The following is a 16,328-nucleotide window of genomic DNA, read 5'->3' as shown; positions in this document are numbered from 1 at the left end:
CGGCTGCGCCACAAGAGTGCGGGCGGGGGGACTCGAACCCCCATGTCCGAAGACAATGGAACCTAAATCCATCGCGTATCCCAATTCCGCCACGCCCGCAGGGCGGTGCCGATCGTACCTCTGCGCTCTCCGAATCTGTCGGCAGTGCCGAATAGGTTGGCGCTATCCACTGGCGATAGGGGCATCGTGCGGTCAGCCCAACAGTTCGAAGCTGCCAAGCGCTTGATGGCGGCAGGCCTAAACGATTGCGCGGTCGCGCGCCAACTCGACATACCGCGTTCGACAGTTCGAGAATGGCGGTGCTACCCGCAGGCGGCAATCGTCGACCGTTGCCGCGAGGCGATCAACATGTTCATGTCGGGTCAACGCGCCGCAGTTCGCGACTTACCCAAGAACTGCGTCGAAGTCTCGCTGTACTCGAAACACTGGCCATGCCTACTCCCCCAGCACGGTCCAGGAAAAAAGCACCACTCCACGAACCGATCCGAAGACATCATGGCGCTGTTCACCGTCGCGCTCGACAAGCTCGACATCCCCTGGACCCGGTCAAGCAAGTACATCGTGTCCATTTATCGCAAGGCGGCTACCGCGCGGCTCGACGAGTTCGTCGGTCCGAAGGCAGTCGCGGTACCGTTGAATGGTGTCCACTACACGGCGTAGCAGACCGGCGCTCATCGCGTTGGTCATCGTCGGCGCCGCCGGCTGCCTGGGCCTGGCGTGGTGGCAGTGGACCCGCTTCGAGTCCACCTCCGGTGATTTCCAGAACCTCGGCTACGCACTGCAGTGGCCGATGTTCGCCGGGTTCCTCGTCTACGCCTACTACAAGTTTGTCCGCTACGAAGAGGCACCGCCCGAGCCCGCCAGCCCGGAAACCGTCACCGAGATCCCCGCCGGGCTGCTGCCCGAACGACGCAAGCCGGCGCCTGCCTCCGACAGCGACCCCGTGTTGCGTGAGTACAACGCCTACCTCGCCGAGCTCGCAGAGAAAGACAAGGAATAGCCGACCCCATGACCGATACGCCTGCGCCCACCACACCGATCGACGCCATCCGCAAGGCGCTTCTGGGCTACCGCATCATGGCCTGGACGACCGGCGTCTGGCTGATCGCGCTGTGCTACGAGATGGTGATGAAGTACGTCTACCAGGTCGAGGGCCTGAACTGGATCGCCGTCGTCCACGGCTGGGTGTACTTCGTCTATCTGCTCTTCACCGCCAACCTCGCGGTGAAGGTGCGCTGGCCGATCGGTAAGACCGTCGGCGTGCTGCTGGCCGGCACCATCCCGCTCGTCGGCATCATCGTCGAGCAGGTGCAGACCCGCGAGATCAAGGACCGCTTCGAGTTGTAGCCGGCAACCGTTGGACTACAGCGGGGTCGACTCCACCGACCGCTGCGGGGATCAGCACGGCAAGCAGCGCGGCGAGCGCGGCCATGGCGGCGGCGATCACCAGCGCGACCCGCAGCGCACCTAGCGACGGATAGGCGTGGCCCGCGACTGAGACCGTCATCCCCGCAAGGACGGCACCTACAACGGCGCTCGAGATGGAGGTCCCCAGCGACCGCGCCAGCGCGTTGATGCCGTTGGCCGCAGCGGTTTCCGAAATCGGCACCGCGGCGTTGATCAGCGCGGGCATCGACGCGAACGCGAACCCCACCCCGATGCTGACCAGCACGTTGAACAACGACACCTGCCATGCGCTGCCGATCAGCACCAAGCCGGCCAGATACGACCCGGACACGATCAGGCTGCCGGCGATCAGCGTGAACTTCGGCCCGCGCACCGCGGCCACCCGAGACGCGATCGGCGCCGAGACCATCATCGCCAGCCCGCCCGGCGCCAGCCACAGACCGGCCTGCAACATGCTCTGCCCCAACCCGTAACCCGTTGCCGGCGGTAGTTCGAGAACCTGCGGCCCGATCAACGACATCGCAAACAGCGCGAAACCCACCGCGATCGACGCCATGTTGGTGCTCAGCACGGGGCGTCTCAACGTGGTGCGCAGGTCGACGATCGGGGCGGCGGTGCGGAACTGCCAGATCCCGAACAGGCCGAAGACCGCGATCGACGCGACGAACATCGCCACCGTCGTCGCGCTCGTCCAGCCCCAGTCCCCGCCTTTGGAGATGCCGAGCAGCAGGGTCACGAGCCCCACGCCGAGTCCGAGCGCGCCGAGCGGGTCGAACCGGTCGCTCGACGTCGGCGGTATCCGCGGAACCAGCGCCGCGAACAACACACCGGACGCAACGCCCAGCGCCGCGGCGAACCAGAACAAGGCGTGCCAGTCGAAGCGGTCGGCAATGATTGCCGACAGCGGAAGGCCCAGCGCCCCGCCAACGCCCAGCGACGAGCTCATCAGCCCCATCGCGGTTCCCACCCGGTGTGGGGGCACTGATGCGCGCAGCACGCTGATGCCCAGCGGGATGATCGGTATGCCGAAACCCTGCAGTGCGCGGCCGACGATCACCGGAAGCAACGTGCTCGTCGTCGCCGCGATCAATGAACCGATCGTCAGGATGACGGCGCAGATCAACAGGATCGGCTTGGGGCCGTACATGTCGCCGAGCCTGCCGAACACCGGGGTCGCCACCGCCGCGGTGAGCAGCGTCGCGGTGATCACCCACGACGCATTCGCGGCGTTGGTGTGCAGCAGCGCCGGCAGTTCGGGGATCAGCGGGATCACCAGCGTCTGCATCAGCGAGACGCTGATACCGGCCGCGGCCAGGACCGCGACGACGATCGCCGGGTGTCGGGTGCGCGGGCCGTCGACGTCCGAGGAAGCAAAGCGGCTGCGCACCACGGGGATGCTACCGATTAGATCGGCTATACAAAATTTGCGTAGTCAGCCCGGGTCAGGCGCCTCAGGCCTCATCCGGGCCGCGAATGTACATTTTGATCCGCGCACCGCGGCGTGTTGCGGATGAAACCGCACGCTCGCACGTCCGTCCCGACCCTCAGCCGGCCAGTTCACGCAATGCCGGCAGCAGCGCGCTCAGCGCCCGCCCGCGGTGCGACGCGGCATCCTTCTCGGCGGCGCTCAGCTCGGCGGCGGTCCTCGTCGATCCGGCAGGCAAAAACACCGGGTCGTAGCCGAAGCCGCCGTCGCCGCGCGGTTCGCGTCCGATGCGGCCGGGCCACGTGCCGCGCACGACGGTTTCTTTTTGGCCGCCGCCCGCGTCAAACACCAACGCGCACGCCGACACGAACGCCGCACCCCGCCGCTCGTCGGGCACGTCGTGCAGCTGCGCCAGCAGCAGCGCGGTGTTGGCTCGGTCCTTTTCGGCGGCATCGCCGGCCGCGCCCGACCACCGCGCCGACAACACTCCCGGCATGCCGTTGAGCGCGTCGACTTCCAGCCCGGAGTCATCGGCGACCGTCGCCAGCCCGGTGGCCCGAAACGCGTCGCGGGCCTTGGCCAAGGCGTTGCCTTCGAACGTGGCGGCGGTCTCGGGGGCTTCGTCGAACGGGGCCACGTCGTCCAGGGATAGCAGCGTCAGCCCGGACACGCCCGCAGCGTCGAGCACCCGGTGCAATTCGGCCAGCTTCTTGCGGTTGCGGCTGGCGACCAGCAGCGAGGTCAGCTTCCGAACGCCTTCTTCGGCGGGTCTTTGGGCTCCGGCAGCACACCGGGATACGGCAATTCCAGTGCCTGGCGCTGGATGTCGAAGATCTGCTCGCAGGCGGCCATCGCGGCGTCGAGCATCTTGTCCAGCGTCGAGCGCGGGAACGTCGCGCCCTCCCCGGTGCCCTGGATCTCCACGAGCGTTCCGGTGTCGGTGGCGACGACGTTCATGTCGACCTCGGCGCGGGAGTCCTCGGTGTAGGGCAGGTCGACGCGGATGCGCCCGTCGACGACGCCGACGCTGACCGCCGCGATCGCACACGACAGCGGCCGGGGGTCAGACAGCTTGCCGGCCGCGGACAGGTACGTCACCGCGTCGGCCAACGCGACGTAGGCCCCGGTGATCGCCGCGGTGCGGGTGCCCCCGTCGGCCTGCAGGACGTCGCAGTCGATCGCGATGGTGTTCTCCCCCAGCGCGGCGAGGTCGATGCACGCGCGCAGCGACCGGCCGACCAGCCGGCTGATCTCCTGGGTGCGTCCGCCGACGCGGCCCTTGACCGATTCGCGGTCCGAGCGCTCGTGGGTGGCGGCGGGAAGCATGGCGTATTCGGCGGTGAGCCAGCCCTGCCCGCTGCCTTTGCGCCAGCGCGGCACGCCCTCGGTGACGCTGGCGGTGCACATGACGCGGGTCTCGCCGAACTCCACCAGCACCGACCCGGCCGGATGTGAGGTGAAGCCGCGGGTGAGGCGCACGGGCCGCAGTTCGTCGTCGAGCCGACCGTCTTCTCGTGTGGACACGGGCCAACCCTATCGGCTCACGTGCGGGGGACGTCGAACGTCTCTCCGCACACGACCGCGTGCACCGGGCCGTGGAACTCCGCCTTGGCCTCGCTGATGACGTCCTCGCGCGCCGTCCACGGCGGAATGTGCGTCAACAACAGCTCGCCGACACCGGCCTCGGCGGCCGCCCGCCCGGCCTCGGTGCCGGACAAATGCAGCCTGGGCGGCCGGTCCGGTGAATGCGTCCAGGACGCCTCACACAGGAACACGTCGGCGCCGCGGGCCAGGTCGATGAGTTCGTCGCAGTAGCCGGTGTCACCGCTGTAGACGAACGTCGCGCCGGAGTCGTTGGTGAAGCGCATCCCGTAGGACTCGGTCGGATGGCAAACAAGTTTGGGCACCACGGTCAACGAGCCGATGCTGACCTCCTGCTCGTGCACCCAGTGCCGGACCTCGAAAACGTCGGAGAAGTCGTCGATCTCGCCGCCTTCGGGTGAGGACGCCGCGCCCAGCCGGGCCCACGTGTTCGCCGGCCCGTACAAGACGCCACGCTCCTGCGCCGGCGACGGGTGGTAGCGCCGCCAGACGAACAGTCCGGGAAGGTCCAGGCAGTGGTCGGCGTGCAGATGCGAGAGCAGCACATGCACATCGTTGGGGTCGGCGTAGCGCTGCAGCGCGCCCAGCACACCGCCGCCGAAATCGACGACCAGCGGCGGGGTGTCCGGAGCTGAAACCAGATAGCCAGAGGCTGGCGAATCAGGCCCGACGACACTGCCGGAGCAACCGAGTACGGTGATTCGCACAGCCACTAGCTTGCCATGCCCGGCAGCAGTGTGATGAAAACATCGCCCGTTTGTGCTTGATTCTTGCGCTAAATCACTTTCCCACGCCGACGTGACGTTGAACAGGTCGAACACCGTCCAGCGCCGGGCCAAGGAACCGGGCCGCGAGCGCGGTGAACGCGTCGGGATCACCGGTCGCCTCGAAGACCCGCTGCGCACCGCGCGCCGCCGGATCATCGGGGTGCGGGCGCAGCAAATCGAGTTCGGTGAGCACCCGCAGCAGGTCCTTGGCGGTCTCCTCCGCGCTGGACACCAGCGACACCTGCTCGCCCATCGCCAGCTGGATCAGACCCGACAGCATCGGGTAGTGGGTGCAGCCGAGCACCAGGGTGTCCACCTCGGCTCGTTGCAGCGGTTCCAGATAGCCTTCGGCCAGCCCGAGCACCTGGCGCCCGCTGGTCACTCCGCGCTCGACGAAGTCGACGAACCGCGGGCAGGCCACCGCGATCACCTCGGTGTCGCGCGCGGCCCCGAACGCGTCCTGATAGGCCCCCGACGCGATGGTCGCCTCGGTGCCGATGACACCGATGCGGCCGTTTCGGGTGGCGGCCACCGCGCGCCGCACCGCGGGCAGGATCACTTCGACGACGGGCACCGGCGCGTAGCGTTCCCTGGCGTCGCGCAGGCACGCCGACGACGCGGTGTTGCACGCGATCACCAATGCCTTCACGCCGCGCGCGACCAGATCGTCGCCGATCGCCAGGGCGTGCGCGCGGATCTCCGGGATGGTCAGCGGCCCGTACGGTCCGTTGCCGGTGTCACCGACATAGATGATGTCCTCGTCGGGTAGTTGGTCAATGATCGCCCGGGCCACCGTCAGCCCGCCGACCCCCGAATCGAAGATCCCGACGGGCAGGTTCGCGGCACGCGAGGATTCGGTCACGACGTCAGGTACGGCGGCGGGACCGGTCGCCGCAACGCCCGCGCCTTACGTTCGGGCCCGGACAGCAGGTAGGCGGCGATGACGCCGGCGACCGCCCCGCTCAGGTGGCCCTGCCACGAGACACCGGGGGTGCCGGGCAGCACGCCGAACAGGATGCTGCCGTACACGAGCAGCACCACGACGCCGACCACGATCTCCCAGATCTTGCGGGTGAAGAAGCCGAACACAATCAGGAATGCCAGCCAGCCGAAGATCAGCCCGGACGCGCCGATGTGGTTGGTCTCGCAGCGCACCCCGACGTACGGGCAGTGCACGCCGACGTTGCCGATCAGCCAGGTGCCGAAGCCGCCGAGAATCCACACGATCGCGGTGGCGAAGATGAACCGCGACATCCCAGCCAGCGTCATCAGGAAACCGAGCACGAGCGCGGGAATGGTGTTGGCGATCAGGTGATCCCAGTCCGAATGCAGCAGCGGCGCGAACAGGATGCCCCCCAGCCCGTCGCTTTCCAGCGGGCGGATGCCGTTGTTGTCCAGGCGATGTCCGGTCGCCACGTCGTAGGCCTCGATGACGTACAGCAGCACGACGAAGCTGATGATCGTCAGGCCGCCGACCATCCAGGCGGGCCGCTTCTTCGACGGCGCGGGTCCCGGCGTGCCGGGGTATCCACCCGTGCCCGTCATGCCCATAGCTGTCCTTCCAGCGCGTCCTCGGCCTCATCAAGGCTACCGGCGTACGCACCGGTGGACAGATACTTCCAACCGGCATCGGCGACCACGAACGCGATGTCGGCGCGCTCGCCAGCCTTGACCGCCTTGGCCCCCATACCCAGCGCAGCGTGTAGCACCGCGCCGGTCGAGATGCCGGCGAAGATCCCCTCGACCTGGACCAGTTCGCGGGTGCGCTTGACGGCGTCATAGGAGCCGACGGAGAAGCGGGTGGTCAGCACGTCGGGGTCGTAGAGCTCGGGGACGAACCCCTCGTCGATGTTGCGTAGCGCGTACACCCCTTCGCCGTAACGGGGTTCGGCGGCCACGATCTGCACGCCGGGCACCTGCTCGCGCAGATACCGGCCGGTGCCCATCAGCGTGCCCGTGGTGCCCAGCCCCGCGACGAAGTGGGTGATCTCGGGCAGGTCGGCGAGCAGTTCAGGCCCGGTGCCTTCGTAATGCGACAACGTGTTGGACTCGTTGCCGTATTGGTAGAGCATCACCCACGACGGGTTCTGTTGCGCAAGCTCTTTCGCGTGCGCCACCGCGGTGTTGGATCCGCCTTCGGCCGGCGAGGAGATGATCCGCGCGCCGTAGAGTTCGAGCAGCTGACGTCTTTCGATCGACGTGTTCTCGGGCATCACGCAGATCATCTGGTAGCCCTTGAGCAGCGCGGCCATCGCCAAGGAGATGCCGGTGTTGCCGCTCGTCGGCTCCAGGATCGTCGCGCCGGGCGCCAACTGGCCGCGGCGTTCGGCGTCTTCGATCATCCGCAGCGCGGGGCGGTCCTTGATCGACCCGGTCGGATTGCGGTCCTCTAGCTTGGCCCACAGCCGCACGTGCGGTTCGCCGTCGGGCTCGTCGTCCCAGCGAGGCGACAACCGGCGCAGGCCCACCAGCGGGGTGTTGCCGAGCGCCTCGAGCAGTGACTCGTACCGGGCCAAGATCAGCCACCCGCGACGGCGGGCAGGATGGTCACCGCGTCGCCGTCGGAGATCGAGGTGTCCAGCCCGCCTGAGAAGCGCACGTCTTCGTCGTTGACGTAGATGTTGACGAAGCGGTGCAGCTTGCCCGGATCGTTGGAGTCGACCAGGCGGTCGGAGATCCCGGCGTAGTTCGCCTCCAGGTCGTTGATCACCGCAGCCAGGGTGTCACCGGATGCGGTCACACGCTTTTCCCCACCCGTATGGGGCCGCAGGATGGTCGGGATCGAAACGGTGACGGTCATGGTTGCTCCTCATACTGCTCGACGATCTTGACGGGTTCTTCGGTGACGGCGCCGTCGACGATGCGGTAACTGCGCAGCTCGTGCTCGTCGGGGTCGCGGGTCGACACCAGCACGTAGTGGGCGTCCGGCTCGAACGCCAGCGAGACGTCGGTTCGGCTGGGATAGGCCTCGGTCGCGGTGTGCGAGTGGTAGATGACGATGGGGGCCTCGTCGGCCTCTTCCATCGCCCGCCACACCTTCAGCTGCTCCATCGAATCGAAGCGGTAGAACGTCGGTGATCGTTCGGCGTTGACCATGGCGATGAACCGCTCGGGACGATCGGCGCCTTCCGGCCCGGCGATGATCCCGCAGGCCTCGTCGGGGTGGTCGGCGCGCGCGTGCGCGACCATGGCCTCGACCAGATCAGCCCGAATCACCAGCACTGTCGTTCCCTCTCCGCGGTCCCTGTTTGTGGGCGGGTCACCCGAATGCTCCGGGCAACATGTCCCGGTACGTCGGTATTCCGGCGACCGACTCGGCCGCCAGCACCCCCACCAGCACCGCTCGGGCCAGGCAGTCCGCGGCGGCCGCCCCGATCGCGGTGATCAGCGGCGTCTCCGGTGACATCGATGCCGGGGTGGTGGGGTCCAGCGGTACCTCGACGGCACCGGTGGCCAGCGCAAACACCGTATCCCCATCCAGCGGGGTGTGACACGGCCGGATGGTGCGGGCCAGGCCGTCGTGCGCGGCGACAGCGACGCGCCGGCACCCCGCCTTGCTCAGCACCGCGTCGGTGGCGACGACGGCGATCGTGGTGTTGAGCGGGCTGAACTCCTGGTGGCGGCCGGCGTACGCCGCGATCTGGTCGGCCGGCGGCGCCACCAGCCCCAGTTCGTCGATCTGGTCGGCCAGCCACGGCAGCCCGGTCGCCGGGTCCACGACGTCCCCGGCGGAGTTGACGATCACCACCACGCCGACGGTCACACCCGACGCCAGCGTCGTCGACGCGGTACCGACGCCGCCCTTGAGGACGCCGGCCCGCGCTCCGGTGCCCGCGCCGACGGTGCCGAGGGCCACGTCGGTGCCGGCGCTCTGGGCCGCGGTGTAGCCGAACTCCGGCGTCGGCCGGCACGCCCAGCCGCCGACGGGCAGGTCGAAGACCACCGCGGCTGGCACGATCGGCACCACCCCGCCCTCCAGCGCCACCCCGCGGCCCTGTTCCTCAAGGAACCGCATCACGCCGTCGGCGGCGGCCAGGCCGAACGCGCTGCCGCCCGAGAGCACCACGGCGTCGACGTGGCGCACCGAGTTGATCGGGTCAAGCAGGTCCGTCTCGCGGGTGCCGGGTGCGCCGCCGCGCCCGTCGACGGCGCCGACGGTGCCCGGCGGCGCCAGCACGACCGTGGTGCCGCTCGCCCACCCCGACCCCAGCGTGGCGTCGGCGTCGACGCGGTGGTGTTGTCCGACAAGGATGCCGGCGACGTCGGTGATCGAACCCGTCACTGCTCTCTCTTTTCGCGATCGGCGCTCATCAACGCGATTTCCCCATGAGTCCGAGGACCAGGTACTCCTGCAGCACGGTCAGCCACTGGTACACGTCGAGGTGCCCCGCCAACGGATGGTCGGGGGCCAACTCGTCGGGCCCGCCCGAGGCGACACCGAGCATGCTGCCCAGCGCCAACCGCATGTCGTTGACGGCGGCAGCCCAGCAGTGCGCATCATCCTCGCGCAGTTCGAGTTTGCCGCCCGCCTCCGGAAGGGTTTCCAAAAGCTGCTGCGCGGCTTGGATTTTCGCGTCGATGATCTCGGGCTCGTGCAGGCTGCGCAAGGCGCGGTTGAGCGACTCGGCCGTGCCCGAGCCGGCCGGATGGTCGGTCTGGGACCGGTAGAAGTCGGGCAGCAGGCGCTTCATCGTTTCGTCCTGCGGCGGCGTCGAGTTCCCGGTGCGCATACCGGTGATCTGTTCGAGTTCGTCTGCGGGAGCAGAGGATTGACGCTCATCGAGCATGCCGATCATGGACGTGGCAAGGCTGCGCAGCAGCGCGGCCTCGTGCTGAGCCAACGCCGAGCGAAATCGCGGGCCGTCGGGAGTGTCGACCCGCTTCCATTTACGCACTGTTCTGTCAGCGGTCCTGCTGCATGGTCGCCCACAAGCCGGCGGCATGGAGCTTGGACACGTCGACCTCCATCGACTCACGGCTGCCTGCCGACACCACGGCCTTACCTTCGTTGTGCACCTGCAGCATGAGTTTGGTCGCGTGCGGCTCGCTGTAGCCGAACAACTTCTGGAAGACGTACGTCACGTAGGTCATCAGGTTGACCGGGTCGTCCCACACGATGGTCACCCACGGGACGTCGGTCGCCTCGTGCGTGGCGACGTCACGCTCCTCACGGGTTCCCGGTCGGGCCTTGGCCGGCGTAACCATGTGCTCAAGGATAGCCGGGGCATACGGACGGCTTTGACCTACTACGGTTGCGGTGTGACTGGGGCGTCCCTGGCGTTGCTCACCGACAAATACGAGTTGACGATGCTTGCTGCCGCCCTGCGTGACGGCACCGCGCACCGCCGCACCACCTTCGAGATGTTCGCCCGGCGCCTGCCCGACGGGCGCCGGTACGGCGTGGTCGCCGGAACGGCGCGGTTCGTTGATGCGTTGGCGCAGTTCACGTTCGACGACGAGGCCCTCTCGGCGCTGTCCGGGTTCTGCGATGACCAGACGCTGGCCTACCTGGCCGACTACCGATTCGGCGGCGACGTCGACGGGTACGGCGAGGGCGAACTGTACTTCCCGGGCTCACCGGTGTTGTCCGTGCACGGCACGTTCGGCGAATGCGTGGTGTTGGAAACCCTGGCGCTGTCGATCTTCAACCACGACAGCGCTATCGCGTCGGCCGCGGCGCGGATGGTGTCCGCGGCCGAGGGACGCTCGCTGATCGAGATGGGCTCGCGGCGCACCCACGAGCGAGCCGCGGTGGCCGCCGCGCGGGCGGCCTACCTCGCCGGGTTCACCGCCTCGTCCAACCTCGAGGCCCAACGCGTCTACGGCGTGCCCGCCGTCGGCACCAGCGCCCACGCGTTCACGCTGCTGTACGCCACCGACCGCGGGCCGGACGAGAAGGCGGCGTTTCACGCGCAGGTGCAGGCGCTCGGCGTGGACACCACGCTGCTGGTCGACACCTACGACATCACCACCGGGGTGGCCAACGCCGTCGAGGTGGCCGGGCCCGAACTCGGCGCGGTACGCATCGACTCCGGCGACCTCGGTGTGCTGGCGCGCCAGGTCCGCGACCAGTTGGACCGGCTGGGCGCGCGACGAACCCGCATCGTGGTCTCCGGCGACCTCGACGAGTTCGGCATCGCCTCGCTGCGCGCCGAACCCGTCGACAGCTTCGGTGTCGGTACTTCGCTGGTCACCGGCTCGGGCGCGCCCACAGCCGGCATGGTGTACAAGCTCGTCGAGGTGGACGGGATGCCGGTGGAGAAGCGCAGCAGCCGCAAGGAATCCCACGGCGGCCGTAAACAGGCGACGCGGCTCGCCAAGACCACCGGCACGATGGTCGAAGAGGTCGTGCATCTGTATGGACAGCCGCCCGCGGCCCCGCGGGGGCTGGCCGAGCGACCGCTCACCGAGACGTTGGTGCGCGACGGCCAACCAGTCGGCGACCTCGGGCTGGACACCGCGCGCGGACGGGTCCGTGCCGGCCTGAAAAGCTTGCCGTGGCACGGTCTGGCACTCTCCCGCGGCGAACCGGCGATCCCGACGCGCATGGTCGCGCGCGCAACATAGGAGGAACCACGACTTCGGAGGGTAGGAGCGAAGCGACGGGGGACCAGAGGCGGGTCACCGACCTGCTCGCCACGGCGGTCGCCTCGTTGGGCGGTAGCGAGCGCAGCGGTCAGATCGAGATGGCCCAGGCGGTGGCGCGTGCCTTCGAGACCGGTGAGCACCTCGCGGTGCAGGCCGGGACGGGCACCGGCAAATCGCTGGCCTATCTGGTGCCTGCGATCGCCCGTGCCCTCGAAATCGACGAACCGGTCGTGGTGTCGACGGCGACCATCGCGTTGCAACGCCAGCTCGTGGACCGCGACCTGCCCCGGCTGGCCGGGTCGCTGGCAGCCGCGTTGCCCCGCGCCCCGGAGTTCGCGCTGCTGAAGGGCCGCGGAAATTATCTGTGCCTGAACAAGATTCACAACGGGTCCGCCGCGGCTGAACCGGAAGACCGGCCGCAGGAGGAACTGTTCGAGCCGTTGGCGGCCAGCGCGCTCGGCCGCGACGTGCAGCGGCTGATCGCGTGGTCGTCAGAGACCGACACCGGTGATCGGGACGAGCTGACCCCGGGCGTGCCGGACCGGTCGTGGTCGCAGGTCAGCGTCTCGGCGCGGGAATGCATCGGGGTGTCGCGGTGCCCGTTCGGCACCGACTGCTTTTCCGAACGGGCCCGTGAGAAGGCCGGGCGCGCCGATGTCGTCGTCACCAACCACGCGCTGCTGGCCATCGACGCGATCTCCGATGCGGCCGTGCTGCCCGAACACCGTCTACTGGTTGTCGACGAGGCCCACGAACTGGTCGACCGGGTGACGTCGGTGGCCACCGGGGAGTTGTCGGCGACGTCGCTGGGGGTGGCGCACCGGCGGGCCGCGCGCCTCGTCGACCCCGAACTTGCGCAACGGCTGGAGGCGGCGACCGCGACGATCTCGTCGGCCATCCATGACGCCACCCCCGGCCGTATCGACGTGCTCGACGACGAGATGGCGACGTATCTGACCGCGCTGCGCGACGCCGTGCACCGGGTGCGGTCGGCGATCGACACGAGCCCCAGCGACCCGAAGGCGGCGTCGGCGCGTGCGGAGGCGGTCACGGCGTTGACCGACGTCGGCGACACCGCGTCACGCATCTTGGACTCGTTCGTCCCGGCCATTGCCGATCGCACCGACGTGGTGTGGTTGGACCACGAGGACAACCGCGGCAACGTTCGCGCCGTGTTGCGGGTGGCGCCGCTGTCGGTGGCAGGGTTGTTGCGCGTCAGGCTTTTCGAGCACGCGACGACGGTTCTCACGTCGGCGACGCTGACCATCGGCGGCACGTTCGACGCGATGGCGTCGGCATGGGGTTTGGCCGGTGAGGAGACCAAGTGGCGGGGCATCGACGTCGGGTCACCGTTCGAGCACGCGAAGTCGGGCATCCTCTACGTCGCCGCGCATCTGCCGCCGCCTGGGCACCGCGGCAGCCGGGCCGGAGCCGCGGAGTCGGCGACATTCACCAACGCCGAACAACTCGACGAGATCGCTGCGCTGGTGACCGCGGCGGGTGGTCGCACGCTGGGCCTGTTCTCGTCGATGCGGGCGGCGAAGGCGGCCGCCGAGATCATGCGGGAGCGCCTCGACACCCCGGTGCTGTGCCAGGGTGAGGACACCACGTCGGCGCTGGTCAAGCGGTTCGCCGAGGATCCCGGGACGTCGCTGTTCGGCACGTTGTCGCTGTGGCAGGGCGTCGACGTGCCCGGTCCGTCGCTGTCGCTGGTGCTCATCGACCGCATCCCGTTTCCGCGTCCCGACGACCCGTTGCTCACCGCGCGCCAACGTGCGGTGGCGGCCCGCGGCGGCAACGGGTTCATGGCCGTCGCCGCCAGCCACGCAGCGCTGCTGCTGGCCCAGGGTGCGGGCCGGTTGCTGCGCACCGTGGAGGACCGCGGCGTCGTCGCGGTGCTCGACTCGCGGATGGCCACCGCCCGCTACAGCGGCTATCTGCGCGCGTCGCTGCCACCGTTCTGGGCGACGACCGATTCCACCCGGGTTTATCAGGCGCTTCAGCGGCTGCGCGGCGACTGATCCCGTAGCGCCGAGATGGACGTTTTGGCGAAACTCACCCGCACTTTTACGCCCAAATGTCTCTTTGGGCGTATTAGGTATATCTGCATGAGGCGACGACACCTGGTGGGCGCCGTGCTCGCGGTGTCGTCCGCGGTGCTGCTCGCCGCGGCGTGCTCGACGACATTGCAGGGCACGCCCGTTTCGGTGTTCGCCGACCCGTTCCGCGTCGCCGGGATGCCTGCCACCGACGGGCCGACCGGCCTGCGGCCCGACCCCCCCGAGCCGACCCGCAAGGTCAAGGGCACCGACGGCGGCGACATCGACGAGCTGGCCCGCCAGGCCGTCAGCGACATCGAGGAGTTCTGGAACGGTGTCTACAGCGAATCGTTCGGCGGCGAGTTCCGTCGGGCGAAGGCGCTGATCTCCTGGGACGCCAACGGATTCGACAGCATCGTGTTCTGTGGCGGCGACACCTACGGCCTGGTCAACGCCGCGTTCTGCCACGACGACCGGACCATCGGGTGGGACCGCGGCGAGCTGCTGCCCGGTCTGCAGCGCAAATACGGCGACATGGGCGTCACGATGGTGCTCGCCCACGAGTACGGCCACGCCGTGCAGCGTCAGGCCAAGATGGCCGGCGACGCCACCCCGACGTTGGTCGCCGAGCAGCAAGCCGACTGTCTTGCCGGGGCGTACATGCGGTGGGTGGCCGAAGACAACTCGCCGCGCTTTTCGCTGTCCACCGGCGATGGCCTCAACAACGTGCTGGCGGCGGTGATCGCGTTTCGCGACCCGCTGATGAGCGAGGCCGATCCCGCCGCCGGGTCCGACGAGCACGGTTCGGCGTTCGAACGGCTTTCGGCGTTCCAGTTCGGTTTCACCGACGGCGCGAGTGCATGCGCGTCGATCGACATGCGCGAGATCGGTCAGCGCCGCGGCGATCTGCCCGTGCTGCTCGATGAGGACGAAACCGGCGAGTGGGAGGTCAGCGAAACGTCGGTGCGCACGATCATCGCCGCGATGGATCTCCTGTTCGAGCCGGCCAACCCGCCGGTGTTGAGCTTCGCGGGTGCCGACTGCCCCGGCACCCGCCCGAGCCCACCCGTGTCGTTCTGCCCGAGCACCAACACGATCGCCGTCGACCTCGACGGGCTGACCCGGATGGGCACCCAGGACACCACCGGCGGCGACGAGTTGGCCACCGGAGACAACTCCGCCTACTCGGTGCTGGTGTCGCGCTACATGCAGGCCGTCCAGCACGAGCACGGCGGCGTCGCGCTCGACAACGCCGAAGCGGCGCTGCGCACCGCCTGCCTGACCGGGGTGGCCACCACGAAGCTGTCCAAGTCGGTGACCACACCCGACGGGAACACCGTCGCGCTCACCGCAGGCGACGTCGACGAGGCGGTGTCGGGCATCCTCACCAACGGCCTGGTCGCCAGCGACGTCAACGGCGAGTCGGTGCCCTCGGGGTTCTCGCGGATCGACGCGTTCCGTGTCGGGGTGCTCGGCGATCAGGACCGGTGCTTCAAACGCTTCTCCTGACGCTGGCTTGCCCGCGAAATAGCATTCCAGGTCGCAAAATCACGCCGGTGACGACCCGGAATGCTATTTCGCTGGGAGCGGAGCGGGAAGCGGAGCTAGATGTTCTTGGTCACGCCGTACCAAGCGACGATCGCCTCCGAGACTTCGGTGGAACGGGTCAAAAACGCATACGAGCGGATGAACGACTCGCCGACACAGCCGTCGATCTTGACCCGGAAGTCGCTGACCATCACCCACGGCTCGGCGCCGGTGAACTCCTTCTTCGTCACCGGCACCACGTTGATCAGACCGGGTTTGAGCCCGACGGTGATACCACCGCCGAGGTTGCCGCCGAGGCCGGGCAACACCCCGAGCTCCACCGGTCCGGCGGCGTCGATTCCCAGAATCCCGAGCGACGGGTTGATGCCCGCGGTGCCGGTCAGCGAGACGCCGTTGGACGTGCTCATATCGATGCCGCAACCGATCTCGTAGCCGACCTCGAGCGTGCCGGTGGGCGCTGTGCCGTCGTCGGGACCGCTCAGCTTGCCGGTGTAGGTCCCGCCGACCACGTACTCGCGCGAGGACAGCGCGGTGGTGAGCGGAGGAATCGGGGCCTGGGTCTCATCCTTGGCGCCCAGTTCCAGCCGCCAACCGTCGGGGGCCTCCTTGACGACCGGCGGCGTGGACGCGACCGCACCGTCGTCCGGCGGCGGTAACGCGTCAGGAGGCACCGCACCTTCAGGCGGCGGTGCACCCTCCGGTGGGGGTGGGCCCGGAACCACGTCGACGACGGGTTCCACCGCCGGTTGGGCCGACGCCGGCACGCTCGCCAGGCCACCGATCAGCCCGCCGACCGCCAACACGGTGATGCCGCGCCGCAGCACATATCCAACCGTCACTGCTGAAGTCCTTCGCCACGCGTCGCGGTAAATGACGCACTGGAGGGCAACCTACCCGGGCCATCGCGGCCGCCGTACAGGTGTCCAGATATTTGTGTGGTGGTCGTGCGCC

The 16,328-nt window shown here is 68.6% G+C and carries 19 protein-coding genes and 1 tRNA gene; 6 read left to right on the top strand and 14 right to left on the bottom strand.

The features are described from left to right. Positions 1-17: 17 nt before the first annotated feature. A tRNA-Leu gene (locus tag K3U96_RS07760) sits at positions 18-99 on the bottom strand. A gap of 84 nt (positions 100-183) precedes the next feature. Between K3U96_RS07760 and K3U96_RS07755 the strand changes: the two genes are divergently transcribed. From K3U96_RS07755 to K3U96_RS07745, 3 genes are read left to right on the top strand one after another with little or no spacing between them, the layout of a single operon-like run. Beyond that, entirely contained in the window at positions 184-660 is a 477-nt protein-coding gene (locus tag K3U96_RS07755) for a hypothetical protein (protein ID WP_220693442.1), read from the top strand. After that, the gene (locus K3U96_RS07750) at positions 641-1,000 is read left to right on the top strand and encodes a hypothetical protein (RefSeq protein WP_220692601.1); all 360 of its coding nucleotides are present in this window, start codon (positions 641-643) and stop codon (positions 998-1,000) included. The genes K3U96_RS07755 and K3U96_RS07750 overlap by 20 nt, the downstream gene beginning before the upstream one ends. An 8-nt stretch (positions 1,001-1,008) precedes the next feature. After that, positions 1,009-1,347, top strand: a complete 339-nt coding sequence (locus tag K3U96_RS07745) for a DUF3817 domain-containing protein (protein WP_220692600.1) — start codon at positions 1,009-1,011, stop codon at positions 1,345-1,347. Here the strand turns inward: K3U96_RS07745 and K3U96_RS07740 are convergent. The 12 genes from K3U96_RS07740 to clpS form a co-directional block, all read right to left on the bottom strand. Continuing rightward, positions 1,325-2,794, bottom strand: a complete 1,470-nt coding sequence (locus tag K3U96_RS07740) for an MFS transporter (protein ID WP_268928474.1) — start codon at positions 2,792-2,794, stop codon at positions 1,325-1,327. The genes K3U96_RS07745 and K3U96_RS07740 overlap by 23 nt on opposite strands. A 157-nt stretch (positions 2,795-2,951) precedes the next feature. Beyond that, positions 2,952-3,578, bottom strand: coding sequence for an RdgB/HAM1 family non-canonical purine NTP pyrophosphatase (gene rdgB, locus K3U96_RS07735; RefSeq protein WP_220693440.1), 627 nt, complete (start codon positions 3,576-3,578; stop codon positions 2,952-2,954). Continuing rightward, the gene (rph, locus tag K3U96_RS07730; protein ID WP_220692599.1) at positions 3,575-4,357 is read right to left on the bottom strand and encodes a ribonuclease PH; all 783 of its coding nucleotides are present in this window, start codon (positions 4,355-4,357) and stop codon (positions 3,575-3,577) included. The genes rdgB and rph overlap by 4 nt, the downstream gene beginning before the upstream one ends. A gap of 17 nt (positions 4,358-4,374) precedes the next feature. Next, positions 4,375-5,148, bottom strand: a complete 774-nt coding sequence (locus K3U96_RS07725; RefSeq protein ID WP_220692598.1) for a cyclic nucleotide-degrading phosphodiesterase — start codon at positions 5,146-5,148, stop codon at positions 4,375-4,377. 67 nt (positions 5,149-5,215) lie between these two features. Then, a complete protein-coding gene (gene murI / locus K3U96_RS07720) occupies positions 5,216-6,064 on the bottom strand; it encodes a glutamate racemase (RefSeq protein WP_069405739.1) in 849 nt (282 codons plus the stop codon). Beyond that, the gene (locus K3U96_RS07715) at positions 6,061-6,753 is read right to left on the bottom strand and encodes a rhomboid family intramembrane serine protease (RefSeq protein WP_220692597.1); all 693 of its coding nucleotides are present in this window, start codon (positions 6,751-6,753) and stop codon (positions 6,061-6,063) included. Before K3U96_RS07715 ends, murI begins: the two co-directional genes overlap by 4 nt. Then, positions 6,744-7,718, bottom strand: coding sequence for a cysteine synthase (locus K3U96_RS07710; protein WP_069405741.1), 975 nt, complete (start codon positions 7,716-7,718; stop codon positions 6,744-6,746). The genes K3U96_RS07715 and K3U96_RS07710 overlap by 10 nt, the downstream gene beginning before the upstream one ends. Positions 7,719-7,720: 2 nt before the next feature. After that, positions 7,721-8,002, bottom strand: a complete 282-nt coding sequence (locus K3U96_RS07705) for a MoaD/ThiS family protein (RefSeq protein WP_069405742.1) — start codon at positions 8,000-8,002, stop codon at positions 7,721-7,723. Then, positions 7,999-8,424: a M67 family metallopeptidase gene (locus K3U96_RS07700; protein ID WP_220692596.1), complete on the bottom strand. Its 426-nt coding sequence runs from the start codon at positions 8,422-8,424 to the stop codon at positions 7,999-8,001. Before K3U96_RS07700 ends, K3U96_RS07705 begins: the two co-directional genes overlap by 4 nt. 37 nt (positions 8,425-8,461) lie before the next feature. Beyond that, complete coding sequence (locus tag K3U96_RS07695) at positions 8,462-9,484, bottom strand: P1 family peptidase (protein WP_220692595.1); 1,023 nt, start codon at positions 9,482-9,484, stop codon at positions 8,462-8,464. Positions 9,485-9,512: 28 nt separating this feature from the next. After that, the gene (gene aosR, locus K3U96_RS07690) at positions 9,513-10,097 is read right to left on the bottom strand and encodes an oxidative stress transcriptional regulator AosR (protein WP_069405745.1); all 585 of its coding nucleotides are present in this window, start codon (positions 10,095-10,097) and stop codon (positions 9,513-9,515) included. 7 nt (positions 10,098-10,104) lie between these two features. Next, complete coding sequence (clpS, locus tag K3U96_RS07685; RefSeq protein WP_069405746.1) at positions 10,105-10,407, bottom strand: ATP-dependent Clp protease adapter ClpS; 303 nt, start codon at positions 10,405-10,407, stop codon at positions 10,105-10,107. A gap of 54 nt (positions 10,408-10,461) precedes the next feature. Here clpS and K3U96_RS07680 point away from each other — a divergent pair, with 54 nt between their 5' ends. The 3 genes from K3U96_RS07680 (at position 10,462) to K3U96_RS07670 (ending at position 15,338) form a co-directional block, all read left to right on the top strand. After that, the gene (locus tag K3U96_RS07680) at positions 10,462-11,769 is read left to right on the top strand and encodes a nicotinate phosphoribosyltransferase (protein ID WP_220692594.1); all 1,308 of its coding nucleotides are present in this window, start codon (positions 10,462-10,464) and stop codon (positions 11,767-11,769) included. Positions 11,770-11,855: 86 nt separating this feature from the next. Next, positions 11,856-13,811, top strand: a complete 1,956-nt coding sequence (locus tag K3U96_RS07675; protein WP_372514916.1) for an ATP-dependent DNA helicase — start codon at positions 11,856-11,858, stop codon at positions 13,809-13,811. A gap of 87 nt (positions 13,812-13,898) precedes the next feature. Further along, a complete protein-coding gene (locus K3U96_RS07670) occupies positions 13,899-15,338 on the top strand; it encodes a neutral zinc metallopeptidase (RefSeq protein ID WP_220692593.1) in 1,440 nt (479 codons plus the stop codon). A gap of 95 nt (positions 15,339-15,433) precedes the next feature. Here K3U96_RS07670 and K3U96_RS07665 read toward each other — a convergent pair whose 3' ends face one another. Then, on the bottom strand, positions 15,434-16,216 hold the full coding sequence (locus tag K3U96_RS07665) for an MspA family porin (protein WP_230982397.1): 783 nt from the start codon (positions 16,214-16,216) through the stop codon (positions 15,434-15,436). Positions 16,217-16,328 lie beyond the last annotated feature (112 nt).

The sequence above is a fragment of the Mycolicibacterium holsaticum DSM 44478 = JCM 12374 genome (assembly GCF_019645835.1).
Lineage (GTDB): Bacteria > Actinomycetota > Actinomycetes > Mycobacteriales > Mycobacteriaceae > Mycobacterium > Mycobacterium holsaticum.
The sequence above is the reverse complement of the archived record's forward strand: the minus strand, read 5'-3'. Positions and strand labels throughout refer to the sequence as shown.